Source organism: Flavilitoribacter nigricans DSM 23189 = NBRC 102662, from assembly GCF_002646595.1.
GTDB lineage: Bacteria > Bacteroidota > Bacteroidia > Chitinophagales > Saprospiraceae > Flavilitoribacter > Flavilitoribacter nigricans.
In genome coordinates, this window is record NZ_PDUD01000044.1 from 1 (window position 1) to 18784 (window position 18784).

General features: G+C 49.1%; 14 protein-coding genes. 5 read left to right on the forward strand and 9 right to left on the reverse strand.

Annotation, left to right across the window (positions count from 1 at the left end; all coding sequences use genetic code 11):
* The first annotated feature begins 732 nt into the window (after nucleotides 1–732).
* Nucleotides 733–1266, forward strand: coding sequence for an RNA polymerase sigma factor (locus tag CRP01_RS33440; RefSeq protein WP_099154438.1), 534 nt, complete (start codon nucleotides 733–735; stop codon nucleotides 1264–1266).
* Nucleotides 1267–1604: 338 nt separating this feature from the next.
* Nucleotides 1605–3725 (forward strand): catalase, encoded by a 2121-nt coding sequence (locus tag CRP01_RS33445; protein ID WP_099154439.1) that lies wholly within the window; start codon nucleotides 1605–1607, stop codon nucleotides 3723–3725.
* Between the two features lie 109 nt (nucleotides 3726–3834).
* On the opposite strand, the gene CRP01_RS33450 is transcribed toward CRP01_RS33445, so the two are convergent.
* From CRP01_RS33450 to CRP01_RS33460, 3 genes are read right to left on the reverse strand one after another with little or no spacing between them, the layout of a single operon-like run.
* Complete coding sequence (locus CRP01_RS33450) at nucleotides 3835–4662, reverse strand: CPBP family intramembrane glutamic endopeptidase (RefSeq protein ID WP_099154440.1); 828 nt, start codon at nucleotides 4660–4662, stop codon at nucleotides 3835–3837.
* Nucleotides 4655–5605: an MBL fold metallo-hydrolase gene (locus CRP01_RS33455; protein ID WP_143473653.1), complete on the reverse strand. Its 951-nt coding sequence runs from the start codon at nucleotides 5603–5605 to the stop codon at nucleotides 4655–4657. The genes CRP01_RS33450 and CRP01_RS33455 overlap by 8 nt, the downstream gene beginning before the upstream one ends.
* A 23-nt stretch (nucleotides 5606–5628) precedes the next feature.
* The gene (locus tag CRP01_RS33460; protein WP_099154442.1) at nucleotides 5629–5895 is read right to left on the reverse strand and encodes a 2TM domain-containing protein; all 267 of its coding nucleotides are present in this window, start codon (nucleotides 5893–5895) and stop codon (nucleotides 5629–5631) included.
* Between the two features lie 499 nt (nucleotides 5896–6394).
* Here CRP01_RS33460 and CRP01_RS33465 point away from each other — a divergent pair, with 499 nt between their 5' ends.
* On the forward strand, nucleotides 6395–7489 hold the full coding sequence (locus CRP01_RS33465; RefSeq protein ID WP_099154443.1) for an AI-2E family transporter: 1095 nt from the start codon (nucleotides 6395–6397) through the stop codon (nucleotides 7487–7489).
* A 101-nt stretch (nucleotides 7490–7590) separates the two neighbouring features.
* Here CRP01_RS33465 and CRP01_RS33470 read toward each other — a convergent pair whose 3' ends face one another.
* Both CRP01_RS33470 and CRP01_RS33475 read right to left on the reverse strand, forming a co-directional pair.
* Nucleotides 7591–9411 carry a M61 family metallopeptidase gene (locus tag CRP01_RS33470; protein WP_099154444.1) on the reverse strand — a complete coding sequence of 607 codons (1821 nt, stop codon included), beginning with the start codon at nucleotides 9409–9411 and terminating at the stop codon, nucleotides 7591–7593.
* Between the two features lie 138 nt (nucleotides 9412–9549).
* Nucleotides 9550–10050, reverse strand: a complete 501-nt coding sequence (locus CRP01_RS33475) for a DUF4385 domain-containing protein (RefSeq protein ID WP_099154445.1) — start codon at nucleotides 10048–10050, stop codon at nucleotides 9550–9552.
* Nucleotides 10051–10370: 320 nt separating this feature from the next.
* Between CRP01_RS33475 and CRP01_RS33480 the strand changes: the two genes are divergently transcribed.
* Both CRP01_RS33480 and CRP01_RS33485 read left to right on the forward strand, forming a co-directional pair.
* Nucleotides 10371–10874 (forward strand): hypothetical protein, encoded by a 504-nt coding sequence (locus CRP01_RS33480; protein WP_143473654.1) that lies wholly within the window; start codon nucleotides 10371–10373, stop codon nucleotides 10872–10874.
* 169 nt (nucleotides 10875–11043) lie between these two features.
* A complete protein-coding gene (locus CRP01_RS33485) occupies nucleotides 11044–11619 on the forward strand; it encodes a hypothetical protein (protein WP_099154447.1) in 576 nt (191 codons plus the stop codon).
* A gap of 322 nt (nucleotides 11620–11941) precedes the next feature.
* Here the strand turns inward: CRP01_RS33485 and CRP01_RS42560 are convergent, their stop codons facing one another.
* The 4 genes from CRP01_RS42560 to CRP01_RS33510 form a co-directional block, all read right to left on the reverse strand.
* A complete protein-coding gene (locus tag CRP01_RS42560; protein WP_170110648.1) occupies nucleotides 11942–12091 on the reverse strand; it encodes a hypothetical protein in 150 nt (49 codons plus the stop codon).
* A 508-nt stretch (nucleotides 12092–12599) separates the two neighbouring features.
* Nucleotides 12600–13712 (reverse strand): hypothetical protein, encoded by a 1113-nt coding sequence (locus CRP01_RS33495; protein WP_099154449.1) that lies wholly within the window; start codon nucleotides 13710–13712, stop codon nucleotides 12600–12602.
* A 357-nt stretch (nucleotides 13713–14069) separates the two neighbouring features.
* Nucleotides 14070–14462 (reverse strand): hypothetical protein, encoded by a 393-nt coding sequence (locus CRP01_RS33500; RefSeq protein WP_099154450.1) that lies wholly within the window; start codon nucleotides 14460–14462, stop codon nucleotides 14070–14072.
* Nucleotides 14463–15134: 672 nt separating this feature from the next.
* The gene (locus CRP01_RS33510) at nucleotides 15135–18371 is read right to left on the reverse strand and encodes an amidohydrolase family protein (protein WP_099154452.1); all 3237 of its coding nucleotides are present in this window, start codon (nucleotides 18369–18371) and stop codon (nucleotides 15135–15137) included.
* Nucleotides 18372–18784: the final 413 nt, after the last annotated feature.

An 18784-nucleotide genomic window follows, 5' to 3' on the forward strand; every position in this document is an offset into this window, starting at 1 on the left:
ATACTTGACGCGAAGTGGGTTGGATTTCCCAAACCTATCTTATGTCAGTATAGTTTTAATGCAATTGCCCGAAGGGATCGTACCTCTCAGGGAATTGCCTCGTGTTGAGCATTTATTTCGCAAGATTTTTTGGTGTCTTTTTAGGTGTGAAAAAGCATCTAAACGCGATTGCTCAAAGGTTCAGAGTAGGGCAATTGCATTAAATTCATTCCGCTCTTTTTGATCGCAAAAAGAGCCAAAAACTCCGGCCAATCCTATGCCCAACACAAGGCTATCACCCTCACCCACCGCATTGGCCGCTTCCCAACCCGCCTAACCTCGACATTTTGTTCCAAAATAGGCCTGTTACCTGATTATTTTCTAGGTGTACAACCTAATTTTTCGAATTTGTTCATTTAATGCGATTGCCCTAGTTTTCCCAAAGTTACGATTCTTCAGGAATAGATATTCCATATGATATTCGTCCAGACCAATTATAATGCCATCCTCCCACCACCATTCAATTTTTATCCAAGTCATATTCTATCATTAATTTCTTCCAGAAAATACTTGCTAAAAAAATGGATCAAATAAGATCCAATAGGATTAAATAAAATCAATAAGTTGAATGAAAAATTTCCTTGTGTCAATGTAAATTATTGATATTCAATTAATTAAAAAATTGGCACGCCGTTTGAATATAGATAAGCAACTGAATGCAAAAAAGTAAACTACCAAAATAACGAAACTGCCATGACTCACCTTGAATTTAACAGTGAACTGAACAACATCAAAGACACGCTCTTCGGATTTGCGCTGAAGCTGACGAAGGATTATCAGGACGCCCAGGATCTTTTCCAGGATGCTGTCACTCGCGGATTCCGTTACAGTGAAAAGTTTGAAACAGGAACTAATTTCCGGGCCTGGATGTCTACTATCGTCCGGAATACGTTCATCAATAAATGCCGTGCGGCGAAAAAAAGGCGGACGGTGAGCGAGCCAATCGAAAATTTCACCTATGCGCTGGAAGGACAAAATCCGCTCGCGAACCAGGGCGAAATGAATGTGCGCATCCAGGAGATCTACCAGGCGCTGGATCAACTGAATGAGATCTATCGCATTCCTTTCCTGTTGCACTTCCAGGGCTACGAATACAAAGATATTGCCGAAGAGCTGAATATTCCGATCGGTACCATCAAGAGCCGACTGCATACCGCCCGGCAGCAACTGAAAGAAATGATGATCGCCAAAAATCGCCTGCCGGAACCAGTAGCGGCCGACATGTAATTGCAATAAAATAACTGATCCTAACCTAATCCCTGACCTACAACCCAATAGCCATTAACTGTATCTCAATCATTTTATAAGTTGCCGGTTACCAGTAGCTGCTCCAGCACTGTTAAACGGCAACTGCTTTTTACAGGCAACTGAAGTGGCGGCCAGCTTCCATTCGTAATTTTTTCACTTCCGATCGAACATTTCCCTCCGTCTGTTATTTGTTAAGCAGAGCCCATCTAAGGATTTTTCCACGATTTGATCCAGCCTCATTCCAAACATTATTATCTCAGGTCTTTACCGGCCTGTGGTAACACTCATCCTTTATTCTTCATTCAACAAAATAACCAATGGCCAAGAAAAAAGACACCTCGACCTCAAAGAACAAGAAGGTCACCTACGGAAAGGAAACGGTATATCAGGGTAATGGCGGCGAAACGCACCAAACAGCTGAGCAGGGCTACGAAACCCTGACTACCCAACAGGGCATTCCCGTGGCGGATGATCAAAACTCGCTGAAACACGGCCCGAGAGGCGCCACGCTGATGGAGGATTTCCATTTTCGGGAAAAGTTGTTCCACTTTGATCACGAACGTATTCCCGAGCGGGTGGTGCACGCCCGCGGCTACGGAGCTCACGGTTACTTCGAAACTTATGATCCCATTCCCGAACTAACTTCGGCCGATATTTTCCAACGCGCCGGAGAAAAAACGCCGGTTTTTGTCCGCTTCTCCACGGTGGCCGGTAATAAAGGGTCGGCAGATCTGGCGAGAGACGTCCGCGGCTTTGCGGTTCGCTTTTACACCAAGGAGGGAAACTGGGACATTGTCGGCAACAACATCCCGGTTTTCTTCATTCAGGACGCCATAAAATTCCCTGACCTCATTCACGCGGCCAAACAGGAACCGGATCGGGCCTTTCCGCAGGCGGCAACGGCCCACGATAATTTTTGGGACTTTATGTCTCTGATGCCGGAAGCTATGCATATGGTCATGTGGATCATGTCGGACCGGACCATTCCGCGTTCCCTTCGGTTTATGGAAGGGTTTGGTGTGCATACTTTCAAACTGATCAATGAGGATGGTAAAGTAACTTTTACCAAATTTCTCTGGAAGCCCAAGCAGGGAGTACAATCTGTGGTCTGGGATGAGGCCGTAAAGATCAATGGTGCCGATCCGGATTTTCATCGCCGGGATCTCTGGAATGCGATCCAAATGGGAGATTACCCAGAATGGGAACTGTGCCTGCAGACCTTCGATGAAAAATTTGCGGATCAATTCGAGTTTGATGTGCTGGACGCCACCAAGCTCATCCCCGAAGAGCTGGTGCCGGCCAAACCCGTCGGCAAAATGGTGCTGGACCGGATGCCTGACAACTTTTTTCAGGAAACGGAACAGGTTGCTTTTCAAACCGGCAATGTCGTCCCGGGTATTGGCTTTACCAATGATCCGCTGTTACAGGGGCGCAATTTTTCCTATCTGGATACTCAGCTTAAACGACTGGGCGGTCCCAATTTTGCGCACATCCCGATCAACGCGCCTAAATGTCCGTTTCACCATTTTCAACAGGATGGTCATATGTCGATGCACAATGTAAAGGGGCGGGCCAACTATGAACCGAATAGCTGGGGGCCGGAAGAAGGAGGACCCCGCGAGTCGGTGGAGCGAGGTTACCATACGCAACCCGAGGAGGCGAGCGGACCTAAGATGCGCGTTCGTTCGGAGCGTTTTGCCGATCATTACAGCCAGGCCCGGCAGTTCTACATCAGTCAGACGGATACGGAGCAGGAGCATATCGCCGATGCCCTGATCTTTGAGTTGAGTAAAGTAGAGAAAGCTGCGATCCGGGAACGGCTGGTGGGGCATTTATTGCATATCGATAAGGATCTGGCCCAACAGGTAGCCGAAGGACTGGGGATTAAAAAGATGCCTAAACCACCCCAGGCGGCCGTGCCCGTCAATGAAGATCTCAAACCTTCCGACGCCCTGAGCATTCTGAAAAATGTGCCGAATCATTTCAAAGGACGGAAGATCGGGATTCTCGTGAGCGACGGTTTCGATGCTCAGCTTGTAGCGGACCTTAAAGCCGGCGCCGAAAGGGTAGGAGCTACCGTGGCGATGATCGGTCCCCGCATTGCCGGAGTGATGACTGCCGACGGAGAAAGTATGGACATGGACCACAAGATCGACGGAGGGCCTTCCATATTATTTGACGCCGTGGCCGTTATTGGTGGCAAGAAAGGCATTGACGCCCTGGCGGCTATGCCACCGGCCCGGGAGTTTGTGGCCAACGCTTATTCCCACTATAAATTTGTCGCCTATAATGAGGCAGCACTGCCGCTCTTCAATAAGACCGGCCTGCCCAAACGGCTGGATGAGGGATTCGTTAAGGTCAGTGATGAAAAGGAGATCAAAAGATTTCTGGAAAGCTGTAAATCATTGAGATTCTGGAAACGGAAAGATGCAGCGTAACCCTATTCGGCAGGAGGGCAGCTGAGCTTGCCTTCCTGCTGTATATATAGTATTCGAGAGAACGGAATACCTACCAAAAGTAAAGCCGCATTAATAAGATCTTCCTGACTTAATTGCTGACCGCTAACCGTTCTGCTCTTCTTGTATACACGGTAAGCAGGCCAACCAGTATCAATAGAATAGTGGCTCTTATCAAAATGTAGATCAGTAGATCTTTCCCGTAAATGATCGGATCTAAGATCGCAAGACTAGCAACGAGGCTCGCATGCATGCATATGATCACGAGCAGGCTTTCGGTACGTTCATAAACCCAAACCATTAATATTCGGTAGGCGGGCAACCAGGAAAAAAGCCTTGCCAGCAGGAGGAGAAAGGGAACAGTTCCCGTGAAGCTGTCATGTTCCCAAAATAAGATGAAGTGCCAGGCTCCCCAAACTATACCAATGATGGCTCCGCTGGTAAAACTGTTAAACTTCTGTAATAAGCGAGGGACCGCGAATCCGGTCCAGCCAAGTTCTTCAAATAGGCCAATGATAAGTCCACCAACAATTCCCAAAAACAACAGACTATAGATATCATTCGAGTTAGTAATTGCAGGCTGATAATCCTTCGTGAACAAGGCAAGTCCCGCCAGGGATAGTACCGTAGCCAGCGGTGCGGTTAAAAGGGCAATGGAATACCAGCGAATGTTTATTCGCCATTTAACCAACTTTGCTCCCAATTCTCGTAAACCTCGCTTACCCTTATAAATGGCAATGAGGATCATGCTGGCCAGAGCGGGTCCTAGTAGGATTGTCATACCAATCTGTTCCTGCAGCTCCGCAGTTGCCGGTATCCCATCGGTGCCAAACAGGAAGAGAATTGCACCCCATGAAATTAAAAATGTTAGGATGAAATAAAATTTGACCGCATGCCGCTTAATCAAGAATTTACTCATGCTGTATGCTGATTCTATCGTGACCAAAGACCAAGCTGACCTCAGGGTAGCGTTCCTTGAATGTTATGATGGTTTCCAACACCTGCTGTGCCTGCTCAAGATCACTGGAGAAAGATCCCGGACCGATCCCGGTGTCAAATTGGAATTGGTCGTTGCAGGCATCACCGGTTACGAGCACCCGCTCCTCGATCCCGTTGATAAAATACATCACGTGGCCTTTACTGTGACCACTGGATTCGATAGCCCAGAAAGAGCCGTCGCCCAATAGATCGATCCCCCTTCCAAATGGAGGCAGATCGATTCCCCCGGTAAAATCAATTTCGTATAGTGCTTCAATTCCTGCCAGATGATCGGAGCGCATAAAGAACCGAAAGTTTATATAGCGCTCGCCTTTACCGGCGACATATGGAAGATGTTTGGGTAGATCGATAATCCCTGCAATATGGTCAGGATGCAGATGAGTTAGCCAAACGCCCCGAAGCGGAATGTTTTTTCTCTTTATGACCGACGCAATGTTCGTATTGGGCTCCTGTGACCCTTTACCTAAGGTTTTCTCAACAAAAAGGCCTCTGAAAGTGCCGTACTGGTGGTCGATATAGGAGGAGTCGAGTCCCGCATCGATCAGGTAGTAACCCAATGTCTGGTGGTGGATGATACTTGCGTTGACGGGGGCCTCTACTACCACATCTTCGATAGCTGCGGCTCGTTCGTGCGCCAGATTCATAATGCCGGATAATTCTGTCAGCATCACGCCCGTCGAATACGTTTGGATGGTGATAGGCTGGGGGGACGAAAGAATTTCCTCCCAACCCCTATAGCTTGATTCAGGCGCGGAGAAGGTTTTTCTGGGGATTATGGAAGGTTGCAAAACCAGCAAAGTAAACGCAGCCGCCAGCACCATGAAACAAGCAGTCAGAAGAAATATTTTTCTGGATCTTTTCACTGGGCCCAATTTTTTCCAGTCACCTATACATCGTGTTTATTCATCTCATTTTCGATCATCCTTTCTTTCAGACTGGTTTCCCCCGAAAAGAAGTAGACCGTTATTGCATGAACTACAATGCCAATTCCCCAACCGAACATGGGCCATATGAACCAAAGGTGATCCGGGGAGGTAATCAGGTTGATGATTGCCAGCAAAACAATCACCGCCACAAAAGTGAATACATGCATTCGGAATTCCACTTTCGCTTTGGCCTGCGCTCTTTTGTTTTCCATCATGGAGGTTTTCATCGGTCTTTCAGGTTTTGGGTAATTAAAAAAAGCTTTCCTCGTGCTGACTAGCCTCTATGCCAGTAGCATCCATGCCCTACCATTCCATCAAAAGAATTTAAGCGGTACCAGGTTAATAAGTCATGACTGGCATCATTAAGCTTAGTGATTTATGTGCCCGCAGGCTGGTTTTCCTATCGCTATTAGGGGAGAAAAGGAAGTTGCGTCATAGCAGTTTGGTCTGGGATCAGGTCGAGGATTCCTGACCCGTCAATGTGCACACCTTGTTGAATTCAGTAAATAATGCAGGTCACCCCGTTTTCCAGTAAGTACACGGCAAACCCGGAGTGAAAATAAGTGGTTGAACTGAAAGAACTCAAGATGACCCGGTCGTTTTTAGTCATTTGGGTTCGCTGTTTGAAAAGCGGGAAAGGCGCGTCGCGTCGATCTGGTAAAATTTAGGCAATCCTGCCCTTGTGGTGCCAGACTCTAAATTTATGAACCGTTAAAAAGTAGTCCTATGAAGGTTGATTTTCAAAAAATATTTTTCATATCGCTGGTCCTGCTGATAACGGTTATCTTCTTCGGCCTGATCGGCGGATTTTTTTTAGCCTTGTTCTGGGCGGTTATTTTCGCCATCATTTTCCACCGGCGGTACGAGCAGATCCTTAGCAAGATGCCTACCAAACCCAATACGGCTACGGCCCTGACCATTGGCGGTATTCTGTTGATCGTGATCATTCCCATCATTATTTTCGGCCTTGCTGTTTTTCTCGAATCGGAAGCGATCGTCAACACGATTACCGAGAGTACGGAAATGATCGAGGAGCAGGTCGAAGAGTTACAGGATCAACTTCCGCTTAATGATAAGCAGTTGAGACATCTGGGCATTACCAGCCGGGAAATCGAAACCAAGATCGTGGAGATCAAAGATAATGGGATCAAGTATCTGGCAGAAAGAGCGATTTCCTTTTCGCAAAATATCCTGAGCGTGGTCGTGAATTTTGCCCTGATGATCTATATCCTCTTTTTCTTCATGCGCGACGGCAAACGGCTGGTACAACAGCTGAGATGGGGGCTTCCCCTCCAGGATCAAAAGGAAATACGCCTCCTGAAACGTTTTGAAAGTGTAGCCCGCGCCACGGTGAAAGGCAGTCTCGTAGTGGCTATTGTCCAGGGCGCTGCGGGTGGATTGTTGTTTTTCTTGCTGGGGATTCCCGCCCCCTTCCTCTGGGGAGCGATTATGATGGTGTGTTCCCTGCTGCCGATTGGTAGTGGTCTGGTGTGGGGGCCCTGGGTGCTGGTCCTATTTGGCAAGGGAGATTATACCGGAGCGATCATTCTATTGGTTCTGGGAGCCGGATTTATCGGGTTGATCGATAATTTCCTGCGGCCGCGACTGGTGGGAAAAGACTCCAAAATGCCCGACTATCTGGTCCTACTCTCTACCCTGGGTGGTTTGTACTGGGTGGGTTTATCCGGATTTGTGCTGGGACCGATTATCGCTGCGCTGTTCACCACCTGTTGGTATATGGTCGGCCAGGAGTACGAGGATCGGGCCTACCAGCAGGTAGTAACGGAACCTAGTGCCGAAGAACTGGCCAAGGGGAAGTGAAGTGATTAGCTCTTGCTTACAATGGCATTGGCCAAAATTTACGCCCGGGGACTTTGTCCTGTTGTTGATATATTACGGTGTGCTGGTAAGCAATTCGCTACCTAATGGTTGGTCCCTAACCACCCGTCCAGGATAGCCTGTTGTTGTGCACTCGGGCTGATCACTCTTTCTATCGCAAATGAGATCTCTTTTTTCTCCTCAAGTAAGAGGGGCACCATTCTCGTTGATCCATCAGCTAACTTCATTTCAAAACGTAGGATCTCTCCCGGACTACTGTTCATCAGTTGTTCCTCCAAAAGAGCCGCACTGGCCGGTTGCCCGTTGATGCCGATAATTTCCTGATCCCTACGTAACCCCTCGTACCAGGCCGGTGAATTCCACTCGACCTGATTGATGATCAACTTTCCTTCTTTTTCCGCTACCCGTATGCCCAGGTAAGCCCCCGGCTGGATCCTGGGTTCCAGGTCGATCTTCAAACCGGCATAACCGAGATATTTAGCATAGTCGATCGGCTGTACTGAATAGACATAACTGAAGAATTCATGCAGCGGGACTCCGGCCGTTTTTTCACAAATGGCTCTGAATTCCTCCTCCGTATAGCCGCGCCCTTCTTTTTTATAGATGTCAAAGTACAGGCTACGCATCACATCGTCCAGGGATCTTTTATTACTGGTTTCCTGACGGATCTTTAGGTCTAACAACAGCCCCAGAATAGGACCCTTTTCGTAATAGGATACGGTTTTATTCAATTCATCATTCTTTCTGCCGAAGGGGCCGTCCGACCAGGTATCAAAACTGGCCTGCGTTACCGACTGAAACCGGCTGCCGGGCGAGCTTTCTACACTGCGAATGGTGCGTTCGAAGGTTTTGATGATATCCTCGCCCGCTACCAGCCCGGCCCGGCGCAGCAGCAGTTCGTCGTAATAGGCCGTGATGCCCTCTGCTACCCACAGCATATTGGTACGGCTGCCATGATCATAATCGAATGGGCCGAGCTCGATGGGGCGTATGCGTTTGGCATTGTAATGGTGAAAGTATTCATGTCCCAGAAAACTCAGTACACCTTTTCGCCCCTCGAAGGTATTGAGCCTTTCACTGCCGGAGAAGGACACCATGGTCGAATTAAGGTGCTCGATCCCCCCTGCACCCGGACCAATACCAATAAAGGTGTATGCCTCAAAGGGGATATCGCCGATCATGTCCACCGCCGCTTCTACTACCTGCTTTAGATCGTCCATAAAGGTCTGGTGATCAAAATCTCCCAACTGGTAACCGACGAAACGATGCGGTACGCCCCTGACCTCAAAAGAGGGGAGGGTATCCAGAGGCCCGACCAGTAATGGACTGTCATAAAGCACGTCGAAGTCAGGAGCATAGAAATGGAGGGGGTTGTTATCCACTGTCTCCAGACCGGTAGCTACTGCCTCTCCATCCCTATTGGGGATAATGGTAATAGTAGCCGGCTGGTCAATTTTTCCGGCCAGGTGCATAAAGATCCCCCCCGGGGCCAGATAGGCCCGCTCTTCACTCAGAAAGTTAGTCGCTACAAAGGGGCGATCGGCCAGTACTTCGTAGGCTACAGTCAGGGATGTCTCGACTCCGTGGTAGACTCTCCAGGTCACCCGATTGGCTTTTTCCCAGCGGATCGCTTGGCCATTGTCCTCCATCACCCGGAAGTTTTGGATCTTTTCCGGGTAGTTTAGTACCTGGTAATATCCCGGCATCCAAACGGGTATCTTCAAGTCGGTATAACCGGTATCCAGGCCTTCACAAACCATTTGCACCTGAAAAAGCTGTGCGGCCGGATCATCCATCGCTACGGAAAAATGAAGCTTCAATCCTTCCGGCTGCGCATGGCCGATCGCCATAAGCAGAAAATTGAAAATAATGACAGAGAAAAAATGACGAAGATGGTAGATCATATGCTGGCCCTGGTTGCTACCGGGGCAAGATAAAAAAGAATGGCCGAACTCATTGGGGTAATACGGGCTATAAATGTGAAGACCGGTACGCACGACGGTATGGATAAGGCGGAAGCGCTAAGAAAAATTAGATACACATCACGAGCCTTTAGGGTACTTCTCGATGAATGCAGCCTTTTGCCGAAGATACTCAGGATGCTGCCGGGCCTGGTCCCACTTTGCTTTAAAGATGCGTGCGGAAGCTGCTTTAACCGGATCTTCGGCCTGCCGATCCTTTTGGGGACGCCCGTGCGCACCGCTCTGTCCTTTTTTATCAGCCGGCACCGGGCCTTCGTATTTTCTTCCTCCCTTGTAATTGGCGTAGCGGCGCGAGCGGGTATAGCCCATCTGCAGGAATTTGCGGGCCATATCGGCACCCACGAAATCTTCATCCGCCAGGTATTGCAAAAATAGGCTGTAGATCTTTTCCGAAGACCGGGTCGCTATTTCTGGCGTTTTAAATCGCCAGTGGGGGAGGATTTCCGATTTATAGGGCTCAACCAGTAAAACGCCCTGTTCTCCCTTGCCTATGGCGTAGAGTTCCGGGTGTTCGCGCAGGTTTAATTTGGAATAATCCAGGCTGTAATCGAAGGATCGCATAAAAGAAAAATGTGGTACTAGAAGTTTATGGTAAAACGCTCGTGCTCTACTATAACAACCTGAATGCTGCTCGTAGCTTAGATTTTCAATTGTTTTTACCTGGCAAAAAGATAACTAAGCAGTTGCCGGAAAGCTAAGCCTGGTACGACCAGTAGCTGTTTTCCGGTATCACAGGGATTGCTTTTGGCAAATTACCGGTCCACCGAATGCCCACCAATGCTTGGATTTCTGTAAGCATGGAAGATAGATTAAAGCTTATCCTTAACACCTCTCTATGCCGAAAGTGGCTAAGTTTGAAAGCGGATCAGCATTTATAAGTTATGATTGGAGAAAAAGTAATATTCGTTATTGCGTTGTTTGCGACAATGAGTGGTTGTTCACTAAACGAAAAATCCGCCGGCATTTCGAATGAGAGCATGAATAAGTTTGCCGTGTACCATCTGGACTCCAATCAGATGATTTTTTCCGAAGATGATATTAGTGCCTACCAGGTGGCCAGTCATACTTTCATCTTTACGCCGGCAGGCGCCGAAAAAATGAAGGCCTACCAGGCTTCCCTGCAAATTGATGCCGGTCTTTATCAAAAGCCCTTTGTGGCCAGATTGGGCCAGGAGGAAATGTACAGGGGGAAATTTTGGACAAATCTTTCCTCGCTAAGCGAATCCGGCATTGTGCTGACTGATATTACCCTGATCAGCCCGGACCATCCAACCTTAACCGTGGCCGGTAGCTACCCGTCAGAAGCGATTTCACCGGACAATCGTCAAAAAATTAATAATCCTAAAATTTTGGAGCACTTCAATAATATTGGTAAGTCAAAATGATGACGCATCCCGGTAAATAATTCCCCTGTCTCACGGGTTAGCATATCTTGGTTGCAGTTTGGGCGTACCGCTACGGTCAATTTTTCCTGAATAGGTTTTTGCGAACCAAACCTATGAGTGGAAAGAAGAGTTCTAGGTATATCAATAACCTGCTCTTGATCTGACCCGTATGAAAAAAATTACGCTTCTTTCCGGTCTCCTCTATTTGTTACTTTTTATGGTTGGTTGTAAAAAGGAAACTACCGATCCTGAAACGGCTGACCATCGGAACCGCATCAATACCGTTCAGCTGACCTTTACCCCGCAGATGGGAAGTGAGACCCGGACGTTTAGCTATTTTGATCCGGACGGAGAAGGCGGCACTTCGCCCCAGGCCCAGGGCATCAGACTGCAGCCCAACGAAACTTATATGTTGGAGATCGATTTTCTCCACACCGATACGGATGGCCAAATAACTTCCCTGACCGAGTCGATACGGGCCGATGCCGTGTCCCATTTGGTTTGTTTTGATTTTCTGGTCCCCACGGATAGATTCGGCGTTGAAATCGAAGATCAGGACGCCAATCAGGATCCGCTTGGATTGATCAATACCCTCTGGACCGCAAACGAAGTAATTGATGACGAAAACTTCTTCGTTATTGAACTGAAACACGGTATCTCCAAAGTAGATTTAGGCCCCTGGTGTACCTATGAGAACGTTGCCGTGGATATGACGGCTACTTTCAGCATTGTTATTGATAATTAAGGTTGCAATTTCGACTCCCTGTTTTGCCCGGCAATCAGGTTTGATTTTCCTGTACTTTCTGCCCGGATCGTCTTTTTTAGGAATTGGATATAAAGTCGGCGTTACAAACGCCTCCGAGCGGTCAGGGTAGAGGTACGGCTTCTGCGGTTTGGTAAAAGTTGGACTTCCTCGGCTTTAATCTTTTTGATATTCCATACTTCAGGTGCTAAACAACGCGACTCCAACGCCCTCCGCTCGCCTAAGGTTGTAAGTTCAGCTGCCTATTTCGACCTAAAACTACAGTTATAAAGGAATAATCTGTAACCCTACATAGTTTCTGGTATTACGGTGCTAATTCGTCGCGGAGTAAATCATCCAATTCGTTCAGTTTTTTCCGATATACTACAAACGCACCCTCATCCCAATCGGGCTTTAGATCTCTATTCTCATTAAACTGGATCACTTCCTGGATCAGTTTCTGAAGAATTTTCATTTTATGTAAGTCAGTTGGTTCAGTATACTGTAGAAGGAAGGTATACAACTTGATACTGTCATTTATGTCAGAAATTATTTCACTGTAAACATCATTGGAACCCGCAATTTCTCTACAATCCGAGAAGAACATTCTCATCACCCAATCGGCTACCAACCACTTATTGTTTTTTAATAGAATCGACACTGTTGAATAAAGTTTAAGTGATTTGAGGGCCAGACTAATTTGATTCAGTCCTTCAGGATCCGAACTTAAATATCCTACCGTACGCTGGCCGAAGTTTGCAACTTCGGCGGCCTATATTAATCTCTAGATACGATTGATATTTCAATATATCCTGTCTGGAACCTCTCTTAATTTTCGGGTTTTATTTATCGCCTTAGCAATAAGATATGAAGTCGGCGTTACAAACACCTCCGAGCGGTCAGGGTAGAGGTACGGCTTCTGCGGTTTGGTAAAAGTTGGACTTACTCGGCCTTAATCTTCTTGATATTCAATACTTCAGGTACTAAACAACGCAACTCCAACGCTTAGTCACCAGATCAAAGCGATAAGTCCCATCATTGTCGATGATCTTTCCGTTTGTCCATTTTTTGCCGTTCAGCACGTAAAGGCAATGATTCTCTTCATCATGCAGGGTCGTATGCTTAAAGATCCAACCGGGATTTTTCCCGGAAGTGGACATCGAAGTTATGGAAAAATCGTCCAGATCTAAAATATGCATATTCGTTCGCCTCGCCACCCGGTCTTTCTGGTATCCCAAACCGCCGATGATGATAATTTGATTCCCGACTTTGGTTGAAGTATGAAAATCAGTCGGCGGAAAGACCTGTTCCGGATAAAGAAAAACGTCTACCGTGCCGGTGGGACTTATGCGAATCACGTCATTATAGATATTAAAATCCGGTTCGTAGTAATCTTCGTGTTCTCCGCCAATTTGGAGCATCTTACCGTCTTCCAGAAAATGATAGGAACTGCCAAAGCGGTAACTACACCACTTCGGTTTCCCGCTAGTGAGATAATTGAAGAACCCGGCCGCCGCCTGGGCGGATAATTTCCCGTCTTTCACCTTACCGGTGAGTTCTTCGAAATCTTTGGCAAAATCCTTGATCTCCCCCGAGGCCAGCAGTTCCCTAAAACGATCCGGTCCGACAAACGAGGCCTCCGTACCGGTAGCCACCATAAACGTATAATAGTCAGAGGTCACCTTTTCCGGATTAGCTGCACCGTACCGGCAATGTACATCGGTAGATGCAAAATCACGGAGTGAAGCGGTGATCGGAACCGCCCCTTTGGATAGTAAAATATCTTGCAGGTCCGAAGGATACTTACTTTCCAGACAACTTGCCAGAGGCGTCTCACCCATGAGACCAGGCAGGTTGACACTAGCGCCGAAACTGGTGAGTAATTCAATGCCCATCACCCGCGAATCGGCCGGCCATCCGTGCAGGATGCAGTCAACAAGGCTGTCGGTATGCGGTGGCCGATCATTCGGATCTGCCCCCTGGTGTAAAAGATGCATGATCTCCCCGGTGGCTTTGGGACCTTCTTTTTCTACAAGTTGTCGCAGTCGCTCGTTAAGCTGAAGCTGGTTGCGGTGTTTTTCTAAAATTTTTTCCATGGAGTTTAGTTGAGGGTTTTCTTCCAAGCGTTTTTATGGCTCGGAGAACTGGAAGTTAAGCAATACTTTAATTACAGAAATAGTTCCGGATTTGCTAGTATGACCGCTGCAGGGTACCCAGCTACTTAGGACGATTAAGGGACTGATTGCAGCCGGGTAGAAGTTGGAACGTGGAAACGTGTGAAAGTGTATACGTTGGGTACCCTGTCGACGATCTGTAAATCTTATGGGTTCGTATCCAGGCGGCAGTGGAGAGGTGTTGAAGTGTTAAAGTGTGGAGGTGTTAACGTTAGGTGCCCGGGATCCAACATGAACACATCAAAACTTTAACACCTTAACACATTTCAACATAAGCACCTACCTCCTACTACTCAAAGCCTGCCTTTTCTGTTCAGCCAAAGATGATTTTCTCTCCGCCTGCAAAATGGATACAGATCGAAAGTTATTTTCGTAAACGATCTTGAGGGTAACCGGAAGCGCATTCAGGTCATCCGCCTGAAACCGGCTCACGATGGACCGGTCCTTTGCCTGCACGTCCTCCAGAAATTGTTGTAAACCGTCACTGAGTAGCTCGGCCCGCACGATGAGGAAAGTCGCCGGCAGCCAGGAAAATTTTTTCCTAAAATCCGCTTCATTGAAAGCCGGGATGAATACCGCCGATTGCGCCCGTTGCCTAACGAGCGACTTTATCGAAGCAAAGTGTTCGGAGTCGTCTGTAAGTACCAAAACGGTGACATGGCTTTCAATCATAGCTCTAAGAATTTGAGTCAGGCAGCGAACTCAAACTGTGTATAGGACGAAAACCGCCAGCGAAATAACTTCGCCGGTCCGTTATGGCGCAAAATTTTGCCGGGCTGGAATATAGCCCTGGGAATTCCGGTATCATTGCAAGCCAATGCACCGAAAATATGGTCCTATACCCAGTGTCTTAACCTTCTTTATGCAAAAGTGACGTTCTGAGTAAAGGGGCTCGTATAAAGGCAGTACAGTGCAGAGCATTGCATTATCTGCCGGGCCCGATCTCCGGAGCGAACCAGTACTCTACAGTAGAATACTATATCCTGAATTTCCGGAGGGGCTCCAAAAAAGGTTCTTGTGTTCAGATCAAATGTGGAATCGTATGAATTGGGGATCCAAAAATGGCCGGACCATGAAAATATGCCCGGAGCGGAGGCTCTTTTTGTTCTTGAAATGCGGAGAATTGGGATGAGAATGTTAGCTAAGTTCCAGAAGTGTCTGAAAATCGCCTCCCGAAAACATTATGGTTCTAAAGATACAAATCTTCCGGGTTTTTGTAATTGTATTGAGAATTTTGTTTCTCTGAAGCCCAGGAAAGACCGATCCGGAGACCCAGGAAGCGAGTAATCACCCCATCACCAAGTCCCCCAGGTCTCCCCCTCTCCAAGTCCCCCCCTCACAAAATCACCGCCTCACCCCCGGCACCCCCGTCGGCGCAAACTCCTGCCACCACAGCGGCTCCAGAGGTTTCACCTCCGGGTAGACTTCATTCAGGGTATTGCCTTCGTACAGCCGACCGTTTTTCATAACGTGCAAGATATCTTTAGAGTTGCGGATATTGTCGATCGGATTGCTGTTGAGAATGATCAGGTCCGCCAGTTTGCCGACTTCCAGCGAACCGAGGTCCTGCTCCAGCCCGATCGCTTCGGCCCCGATGATGGTCGCGACTTTGAGGGTATTGTGGGTCGACAGACCTCCGGATTGCATCGCCCAAAGCTCCCAGTGATAGCCGAGGCCCTGCAACTGTCCGTGACTGCCCACCCCGGCCCGGCCACCGGCTTCCACCAGATCTTTCAGGTAGGTAGCAAGTTCTTCAAAAACATGTTCCTCTTCCATAAACCAACCGGCATTGCGCCGACGAGTACGGGCGTCCAGGTTGGAATGGGGCATGAAGTGCGTCAGTTTCGGGTCGCTGTGCGGATCTTCCGTGGCGTAGTAGTAGTTCTCCGCCCAGGGGCCGCCATAGGCGACAAGTAGGGTAGGGGTATATACCGTTCTGGAAAAAGCGACCAGATCGATCACATCCTGGTAGAGCGGGAAAATAGGAAAAGAATGTTCGTGACCCGGGTAACCGTCGATGACCTGGGTGAGGTTCGATTTGAAATCCAGGCCGCCTTCTGTGGTCGGCATGATATTCTGCTCTCTGGCCGCCATGATCAGCCACTGCCGTTGCTGGCGGTTACCGGAGCCGTACATTTTGATGGTTTTGGTGTCGTAGTAAGCACTATACCGTTTCATGATGTCCCGCGCGTGTTCCAGATCCTTGATGACCTCTCCCCGGAAAATCCCGGGACCGGTAGAATAGATACGCGGACCGATCAGTCGGCCGGCCGTTACCTGATCGCCGTAGCTGAGTACATCGGTAGTTGCCGTCTGCGGATCCCGGGTGGTCATTACCCCGAAGGCCAGATTGGTGAGGTAGGGCCAGAACTGTCCCCGGTGAAGATTAACGGGATGCCGGAAATGGGAGTGGGTATCGACAAACCCGGGAATGATCGTCTTTCCGGATACATCCATGACCTCCGCGCCGGCCGGCGCACTGAGCTCCCGGCCGATCGCCTTGATGCGGTTGTTCTCAATAAGGATATCCCCCCGTTCGATGATCTCATCGCCCTTCATGGTGATGAGCCGGGCGTTTTTCAGCAGTAGGGTGCCCTGGGGCAGATCGCGCGGGATCTTTACTTCGATCCGGTTTTCCCGGGGTGTATAGGCTTCGGCCTCATCTTCGTCCCCGGCCGATTCCTGCTGCTTGGCCGCCGTCAGGTCGTATACGACGTGCGCGTTGCCGATTGCCCAGTGAACGGTGGTCCCATCGGCCGACCAGGCCGGGAACTGGCCGCCAATATCGGTAAGTTTGCGGGCCGGGAAACTGGCCTTACCCGGATCGGATACCGAAATGGTAAAGGATTTTTTGCCGGTCTTCGGTACCGTAACTACGTACAGGTCCATGCCGATCTGGGCCAGGGCCTGATCACCCACGGGGGCCATCCTGATCCAGGACGCCGAGGGCGGGTTGCTGGCGCCAGCCGCTTTTTTACCGGTTATTTTGACATAGAACTGTTCGTCGGTTCCGTCCCAGCGAATGGAGGACAGGCCGTCATTATCCGATAGGTAGATGCGGTCGGAACCCCGCACGAAATGGGGATTTCCCTTCCCGTCGGTAAAGGTGATGAAGTTATTGGCCGAACCGTCGGCGCTGATCCAGATCAGATCACTCGTGCCGCGAAAGGCGGTCCGTTGTAAGGCGTTCCGGAAATCCTGGGCCAGACCTTTGATCAAAACGATCCGCTGACCGTCATTGGACCAGGCGGGAGATTGAAAGACGCCGTTTTCTTCGTTCAGTTGGGTGAGGTTGCTGCCATTGGGGCGTACTTTGTACACCTTTCCGCCATCAGCCGACCAGGTGACAAATGCGATCCAGTCTCCATTCGGCGACCAGGCCGGCTGGGCCTGGGTGGCGTCCAGCGTTGTCAATTTTCGGGGTGTACCGTCGGGCAGATCCATCAGATAGACTTCATTGAGTACCGTGAACGCCAGTTGACGACCATCGGGTGAAGGGGCAACATCGCGGATCTGTACGGCCGTAAACTCCGGCGTGTCTTCGATCGGATAATCAAAATCCAGTTCCGGACCCAGCTCAATGCTCGAATTGATCCGAAAAGGGATCTCCCGGGCGGTTTTGGTACCGATATCGATCTTCCAGATCTTTCCGCCGTAGGCCGTCATTACCGACTGATGGTCCGGGGTAAAGGAAAAACCCGGGAGTACGTCCCGGCTGGCGCGCGATTCCTGATCATCGTGCTGGACGGGATAGGCGAGCCAGCTTTCATCGCCGGTCTGCAGGTCGCGGAGGACCAGCCCCGTCTCTGCATCGTGGCGGGTGCCGTAGACGAGCCACTTGCCGTCCCCGGAAGGGGTAGGGCGGAAGGAAGAGCCGTAACGGGAGATCTGGGGAATGATCTTACCTTCCTCCCGGTCGTATTTGGCAATCTGGTACTGGGGCAGGGCAGCATTGTAATTCCAGCTACCGGTCCTTTCCGAAAACCAGATGTAACGGCCGTCGGGACTGAATACGCCTTCCAGCATGCGCTTGTTGTTGGGTTCACTCACCAGGGCGGTCCCGCCGCCGCTGTCCTTATGGTACAGCCAGATCTTATGGAGATTGGACCCGGACTGCTTGGAAGCAATGATGTACTGCCCGTCGGGTGACCAGTCGGGCGATTGGTACGGGTTATCGTTGCCTTTGGTGATCTGTCGCTTTTCCTGATCCTCCAGTTGGTACACCCAGACATTCTCCCCACCGGATTCGTCGGAAATGTAGACGATCTCCCGCCCGTCGGGACTGTAACGGGGCTGACTGTCGAACGGGAAACCGCTGGTGATCCGGGTGGCATCGCCACCGCCGATCGGCAGGGTGTACAGATCGCCCAAAAAGTCAAAAACGATCTGCTGCCCGTCGGGACTCACATCCAGCGACATCCAGGACCCTTCCGTCAGGTCAAAAGTAAATGTCCGGCCGGCCTGGAGGGGCAGGTCCTTTTTGGTCGAATCGGCCGGTTCCGCTTCGTCCTGAAAACTAAATGCGGGAATACTCATTCCTATGCTCAGAATGGCCAGAAGAATGCCGGTTTTGCTACTCATGTTGCTGGATTTAAAAGCTCTGCTTGGTAATAAATGGAGGGGGCGATACCCCGCTTAGGATAGTTGCCGACTAATGTAGTGAACTTTGGGGGTATTTGTCCGGTCTGAGCGGATGATTGTCGCGTTGGGAATAAGATGAGACTATCGGTAGGATAGGGCGATGAAGTGAGCGTAGGAACAAGACCTAGGCTTTGGGCTGCTGAAAAAAAATGGAGAAAGTTTAATCAGACTGAATTAACGAAAAGCCGAAAAGTAAACTTCCCGGCTTTCGAAAATAAAACTAAACCCCAGTTATAATCTTTAGAAAAGTTATCAGCAAATGAATGAGTAAACAATATACGCCCGTTATCGGTTAGACGCAAGTTTTGGATTAAAAATTTTTATAATATTTATCATTTTGGACTCTTCAACTG

What these genes read in the sequence shown, in the direction of transcription:
- CRP01_RS42560 (WP_170110648.1), bottom strand. Translation starts at nt 12,091, where the DNA reads ATGAAAATTCTTCAGAAACTGATCCAGGAAGTGATCCAGTTTAATGAG.
- CRP01_RS33495 (WP_099154449.1), bottom strand. Translation starts at nt 13,712, where the DNA reads ATGGAAAAAATTTTAGAAAAACACCGCAACCAGCTTCAGCTTAACGAG.
- CRP01_RS33445 (WP_099154439.1), top strand. Translation starts at nt 1,605, where the DNA reads ATGGCCAAGAAAAAAGACACCTCGACCTCAAAGAACAAGAAGGTCACC.
- CRP01_RS33460 (WP_099154442.1), bottom strand. Translation starts at nt 5,895, where the DNA reads ATGAAAACCTCCATGATGGAAAACAAAAGAGCGCAGGCCAAAGCGAAA.
- CRP01_RS33500 (WP_099154450.1), bottom strand. Translation starts at nt 14,462, where the DNA reads ATGATTGAAAGCCATGTCACCGTTTTGGTACTTACAGACGACTCCGAA.
- CRP01_RS33480 (WP_143473654.1), top strand. Translation starts at nt 10,371, where the DNA reads ATGATTGGAGAAAAAGTAATATTCGTTATTGCGTTGTTTGCGACAATG.
- CRP01_RS33485 (WP_099154447.1), top strand. Translation starts at nt 11,044, where the DNA reads ATGAAAAAAATTACGCTTCTTTCCGGTCTCCTCTATTTGTTACTTTTT.
- CRP01_RS33470 (WP_099154444.1), bottom strand. Translation starts at nt 9,411, where the DNA reads ATGATCTACCATCTTCGTCATTTTTTCTCTGTCATTATTTTCAATTTT.
- CRP01_RS33465 (WP_099154443.1), top strand. Translation starts at nt 6,395, where the DNA reads ATGAAGGTTGATTTTCAAAAAATATTTTTCATATCGCTGGTCCTGCTG.
- CRP01_RS33450 (WP_099154440.1), bottom strand. Translation starts at nt 4,662, where the DNA reads ATGAGTAAATTCTTGATTAAGCGGCATGCGGTCAAATTTTATTTCATC.
- CRP01_RS33510 (WP_099154452.1), bottom strand. Translation starts at nt 18,371, where the DNA reads ATGAGTAGCAAAACCGGCATTCTTCTGGCCATTCTGAGCATAGGAATG.
- CRP01_RS33440 (WP_099154438.1), top strand. Translation starts at nt 733, where the DNA reads ATGACTCACCTTGAATTTAACAGTGAACTGAACAACATCAAAGACACG.
- CRP01_RS33475 (WP_099154445.1), bottom strand. Translation starts at nt 10,050, where the DNA reads ATGCGATCCTTCGATTACAGCCTGGATTATTCCAAATTAAACCTGCGC.